The sequence below is a fragment of the Nocardia farcinica genome, from assembly GCF_029867845.1.
In the GTDB taxonomy this organism is placed as follows: domain Bacteria; phylum Actinomycetota; class Actinomycetes; order Mycobacteriales; family Mycobacteriaceae; genus Nocardia; species Nocardia farcinica_A.
In genome coordinates, this window is the sequence record NZ_JARWRU010000162.1 from 1 (window position 1) to 4,985 (window position 4,985).

6 protein-coding genes are annotated in these 4,985 nt (G+C 72.0%); 4 read left to right on the forward strand and 2 right to left on the reverse strand.

Annotation, left to right across the window (positions count from 1 at the left end; genetic code table 11):
• Nucleotides 1-655, forward strand: a 655-nt coding sequence (locus QH283_RS03305) for a PucR family transcriptional regulator (protein WP_280501542.1), incomplete at its 5' end; no start/stop codon positions are given.
• A 91-nt stretch (nt 656-746) separates the two neighbouring features.
• Here the strand turns inward: QH283_RS03305 and QH283_RS03310 are convergent.
• The gene (locus tag QH283_RS03310; RefSeq protein WP_280501543.1) at nt 747-947 is read right to left on the reverse strand and encodes a hypothetical protein; all 201 of its coding nucleotides are present in this window, start codon (nt 945-947) and stop codon (nt 747-749) included.
• A gap of 152 nt (nt 948-1,099) precedes the next feature.
• Here QH283_RS03310 and QH283_RS03315 point away from each other — a divergent pair, with 152 nt between their 5' ends.
• On the forward strand, nt 1,100-1,450 hold the full coding sequence (locus tag QH283_RS03315; RefSeq protein WP_280501544.1) for a histone-like nucleoid-structuring protein Lsr2: 351 nt from the start codon (nt 1,100-1,102) through the stop codon (nt 1,448-1,450).
• Here the strand turns inward: QH283_RS03315 and QH283_RS03320 are convergent.
• On the reverse strand, nt 1,441-2,340 hold the full coding sequence (locus QH283_RS03320; RefSeq protein ID WP_280501545.1) for an alpha/beta hydrolase fold domain-containing protein: 900 nt from the start codon (nt 2,338-2,340) through the stop codon (nt 1,441-1,443). The two genes, QH283_RS03315 and QH283_RS03320, sit on opposite strands and share 10 nt — an antisense overlap.
• Nucleotides 2,341-2,749: 409 nt before the next feature.
• Between QH283_RS03320 and QH283_RS03325 the strand changes: the two genes are divergently transcribed.
• Together QH283_RS03325 and QH283_RS03330 are read left to right on the forward strand one after the other, a co-directional pair.
• A complete protein-coding gene (locus QH283_RS03325; RefSeq protein WP_280501546.1) occupies nt 2,750-4,339 on the forward strand; it encodes a flavin-containing monooxygenase in 1,590 nt (529 codons plus the stop codon).
• A gap of 104 nt (nt 4,340-4,443) precedes the next feature.
• Nucleotides 4,444-4,644 carry a hypothetical protein gene (locus QH283_RS03330; protein ID WP_280501547.1) on the forward strand — a complete coding sequence of 67 codons (201 nt, stop codon included), beginning with the start codon at nt 4,444-4,446 and terminating at the stop codon, nt 4,642-4,644.
• Nucleotides 4,645-4,985 lie beyond the last annotated feature (341 nt).

A 4,985-nucleotide genomic window follows, 5' to 3' on the forward strand; every position in this document is an offset into this window, starting at 1 on the left:
CTCCTACACTGTGCTGGCGGTGGCGATCGCGCCGCACCCGGACGAGAGCAATCCCGCCCTCGACGGCAAGGTCGTGGCCCGCCGCAAGCTGCGCCGGGTCCAGGCCGCGCTGGCCGACCGCTGCGGTGAGCGGGCGTTGTCGCTGCTCAGCGTCGACGGCGGCACGGTCCTGGTCCCGGCCGACGCGATGGCCGACGAGGAACTCGACGCGCTGGCGGCGGCGCTGGCCGCGGCGGCCCACACCGGTGTGACCGCCACCGTGGTGCGCGCCGAGACCGCGCGCATCCCCGCCGCCGCCGAGCAGGCGCACGAACTGCTGGACATGGTTCAGCGACTGGAAGCGGTCCCCGGGCTGTACCGGTTCGACGAACTGGCCCTCGAATACCAGCTCACCCGTCCGGGACCGGGCCGGGAATTCCTCGGCGCGCTGCTCGAGCCGCTCGACGACCATCCCGAGCTGCTGGAGACCCTGCGCATCCACATCGCCAACAATCTGAACCGCAGGCGCACCTCCCGGCTGCTGCACGTGCACACCAACACCGTGGACTACCGGCTCAAGCGCATCGCCCAGCTGACCGGCTTCGACCCCACCCAACCGTCGGGCCTGTGGTATCTGCGCTCGGCCCTGGTCGCCCTGACCTACCGCGCCGGCTGAGCTGCCGCGCCGGCTCAGCGCCGGTCCCGCGGTTCTCCCGCCGGGCGAAAACGCTCCAGGGGTGAAATACTGCTGTGGGGGCGCATTTCCATCAGGACTCCGGCAAGGGGATCAATTCCACCTGACCGCCCGAGTCGTCACCCGGTCCGTCGGATCGGCCGTTGATCGCGGTGTAGCCGCCGGAGTGAGCCACCACCCATTGTCCGCAGACGCAGCGCAGATATCGGACCGTGCCGTGGGTCGACACGAGCATCGGTGCGGGCCGGCCGCAGGACGGGCACGGGTTGGACATGGGCTGAGCGTGGGGAATCTGGAGGTCTGATGCAATCACCGGTGCGGCGTGGCGCGCGCGAAGCGGTGGATCGTGGCCGGGGCGAGGTGAGAGCCGAGGCGGCTACGGCGCACAATAGGATCGCATTTTCACCGGACCGAGGAGGGCACGTAGTGGCACGCAAGGTGGTCGTGACGATCGTCGATGACTACGACGGCGAATCGCAGGCCGCGGAGACGGTTTCCTTCGCACTCGACGGGGTGGGATACGAGATCGATCTCTCCGAGACCAACGCCGCGGCGTTGCGGAAGGTGTTCGAGCAGTGGACCCCGTACGCGCGCCGGGTCGGCAAGTCGTCGGGCCGCAGCCGCAGCGTCAAGCAGCAGCGCGAGCGCGGTGACCAGGAGCAGGCGTCCGCGATCCGGGAGTGGGCCCGCCACACCGGCTACGCGGTGCCGAGCCGCGGCCGGGTGTCCGCCGACGTGGTGGCCGCCTACAAGGCCGCCCACAACGGTCAGGACTGACGCGCCGCGGGGTGCGCGCACACCTGTCCGGCGATCTGTGCCGCAGCGGTTCTGCCCTCCCGGACCGGTAGCAGCGGCGTGACGTGCAGCCCGCCGTCGACGACGGTCAGGCCAACCGGGACGCCGGCGGCCGCGGCCCGATCCCGCAGCAGCACGCAGTCGGGATAGGAAAGATCACGCGTGCCCGCGTGCAGGTCGATGCAGGGCAGGCCGGCGAGTTCGCCGAACAGCGGGCTCAGCCGGGGATCGGTGGGATCGTCGCCGCCCGCCCAGGCGCGCCCCACCTCGAGCAGGCCGTCGCGCACCAGCCAGGGATCGTCGATACCGGCCACCTCGGGATTGGCGATGGTCAGGTCGAGCCAGGGTGACAGCAGCACCAGCCGGTCCGGCTGCCGCACGTCCGCGCCCCGGTCGCGCAGCGTCTGCGCCCAGCCCAGTGCCAGCCCGCCGCCCGCCGAATCGCCCATCAGGGTCCACGGTCCCGGCATGTCGGCGGTGTGGCGGTCGAGGACGCCGTCGAGGAACGGATAGGCGTCACGATGGGTCCAGCGCGGTGCCAGGCCGTAGATGGGCACGATCACGCGTGCGCCGCGCTCGGCCAGCCGGGCGACGAAGCGCCAGTGGTGCGCGGTGATCTCGCCGATGTAGGCACCGCCGTGCAGGTAGATCACCGAGCAGTGGGGCGCGCGCCCGCGCGGGTCGACGGTGTAGACGCCGAACCCCCCGCATTCGCCCTCGGTGATGCGATGGCGGCGGCGCAGCCGGGCGGGCGGCGCGGGGGAGGCCTGCTCGGCGATCATGCGCGCGCGAGCCCGCTCCGGGGTGGTCATCCTGCGGCGGGCGGTCGCGCGGAGATAGGCCCCGGCGACCCTGGTTCCGATACTGCTCACCGCACCTTCTCTCGTCGTCCCGCCCGGATTCCGCGCCGTGGCGGCCGGACCGAACACGTTGCCACTTTCCCTCATCGCCGCTGCCCCCGGGGTCGTTTCGCCGTCGGCTTCCGCCCTGTCCCGCGCCGGTGGGCGTGCCGAGATCTTCTGACCGGCCGGGTCGGCTTTGCTGGATGTCTGCTGTAGAACCTGTTTCGGTCCGGCGTTGATCGAACGCCCGCGCCGGATGGAAGAGCTTGGCTCGACAGCTGTTTCGGTCCAGGTCGCCGATTTCCCGCTAAAACTGCCCGTTCTAATCGGACACAACCGCCGGATTCGTTTTCGCACACCATTTCCACTTAGCATGTGATCCGCGTCACGAAGAGTTTGCTGAAAGTTGTCCATTGATGTGCGACGAGGAAGAGAGGCAGTGGTGGGCGCGGAAGGCGCGGTGCACGACGTGCACGTGGTGATCGTCGGGGCGGGTTTCGGTGGCATCGGTATGGGGGTGGCGCTGCGCGACGCCGGGATCGAGGACTTCCTGATCCTTGAGAAGGGCGCGGACGTCGGCGGGGTGTGGCGCGACAACACCTATCCCGGCTGTTCCTGTGACGTGCCGGGGCATCTGTACTCGTTCTCCTTCGCCCCGTACCGCAGCACCCGCAGCCGCTACCCCGGCCAACAGCACATCCTGGCGTATCTGCGCCACACCGCCGCCGACCACGGGCTGGTGCCGAAGCTGCGCCTGCGGACCACGGTGGTCTCGGCCATCTACCGGGAGGAACGCTCGCGCTGGGAACTGCGCACCGCGTGCGGCGACCGCTACGACGCCGAAGTCGTGGTCTTCGCCGTCGGACAGCTGCACCGGCCGCACGTGCCGGAACTGCCCGGCCGGGAACTGTTCGCCTGCCCGGCCTTCCACACCGCCCGCTGGGACCACCGGGTCGATCCGGCGGGCAAGCGCATCGCCGTCATCGGCACGGGATCCAGTGCGGCACAGCTGGTTCCGCAACTGGCGGGCACCGCGGCGAGCGTGACCATCTATCAGCGCACGCCGAACTGGCTGCTGCCCAAACCGGATCCGATGTTCGGCCGGATCAGCCGGCTGCTGCTGCACCTGCCCGGCGCGCATCGCGTCTACCGCGCCCTCGTCGAGCGGCTGGCCGATCTCACCCTGGCCCCGGTCATGCGCCGCGGCTGGTCGGCGCGGCCGGTCGGCTGGCTGGCGCGCGCCCACCTGCGCCGCCGGGTCGCCGACCCGGACCTGCGCGCCAAGCTGACCCCGCAACACCCGATCGGCGCCAAGCGCATCCTGTTCGACAGTGCCTACTACCGCGCGCTCACCCGCCCCGACGTCGAACTGGTCACCGCGCCGATCGAACGGCTGACCGCCGACGGAGTGCGCACCGCCGACGGGCAGCACCGCCGCGCCGACGTGCTCGTCTACGCCACCGGCTTCCGCGCCCCGGAATTCCTGATGCCCATCGCGGTGTACGGGCGCGGCGGGCAGGCCCTGCACCAGCGCTGGCGCGACGGCGCGGACGCCTATCTCGGCCTCGCGGTGCCCGGCTTCCCGAACGCCTTCCTCATCGCCGGGCCCAACAGCTTCAACCCGGCGGGCAGCAATCCGGGGATGAAGGAGCACCAGATCGCCTTCATCATCGAGTGTCTGCGCTGGCGGCGCGAGATCGGCGCACCGGCGGTGGAGGTCACCGAGATGGCGATGCGACGCTACCGGCGGTGGCTCGGCGAGGCCATCTCGCACACGGTCTGGCCGACCAGCGCGAGCTGGTACCGGCACCCCAGCGGCCGGGTCACCAATCCCTGGCCCGCCAGTGGGCGCACGTTCGCGCGGATGCTGCGCCGCCCGCCCGCCGAGTCGTTCGCCCGGGTCGACCCGGTGCGCTTCGACGGGCGCGGTGGACGTGGCTACGAGCCGGCCAGGGTCGCGCGGATCCAGTCGGCCCGCTACGCCTCGCACCCGTCGCCGCCGCGGCGGCGAGATCACCGCTCGGCGTAGGTGCCGTCACGAGACGGTCTACCCGAGGGTGTCCGCCGCCGCCCGGACGTCCGGCCGGGATACCGTCGCCGCTCGGCGGGTGACGGCGGCGAAGGGACTCTGCGGTGGCGGCAGGCGCGAGACGGGCGACGGTCGTGTCCCCGGTGGTGGTCGTGCTGGCGAAGGCCGTCGCGACTGGTCTGGTGGCCGGCGTGCTCGCGGCCGGGTTCGTGGTCTCCCAGCGGGTGGTCCCCGCCGAAGCGCCCCGCTGGGCGGCCGAGGCCCAGCGGGCACACGACGGGGACCGGGCGACCGCCTTCCGCTGAGCCCGCCGGTGCTCGTGCCGGGCCCCGCGGGGGCGTCCGGCGCCGCGGCGAATTCCCGGCAACGAGCGAACCGACCGGTGTTATCGTTGTCGCGTCACACCGCCGGACGGCGGGGTGGCTCGCGTGCAGGTGAGCGTGCTGGTCCACCCCGGGGCACCAGCGGCCTCCACGAGAGGCGGTGAAAGACCCGGGCGCACAGCCGTTCACGTCGGCCGCCGGTAACACCGGGGCCGGCCGGCGTCCGGGATACCGGGCGCCGTGGGGGCGCGTTACCGCGGCCCCCCCGGGGCAGTGGATAGGTTCGCCCGGCGGGGCGCGGACCCCCGGACACCCCAATACCC

What these genes read in the sequence shown, in the direction of transcription:
- QH283_RS03310 (WP_280501543.1), bottom strand. Translation starts at nt 947, where the DNA reads ATGTCCAACCCGTGCCCGTCCTGCGGCCGGCCCGCACCGATGCTCGTG.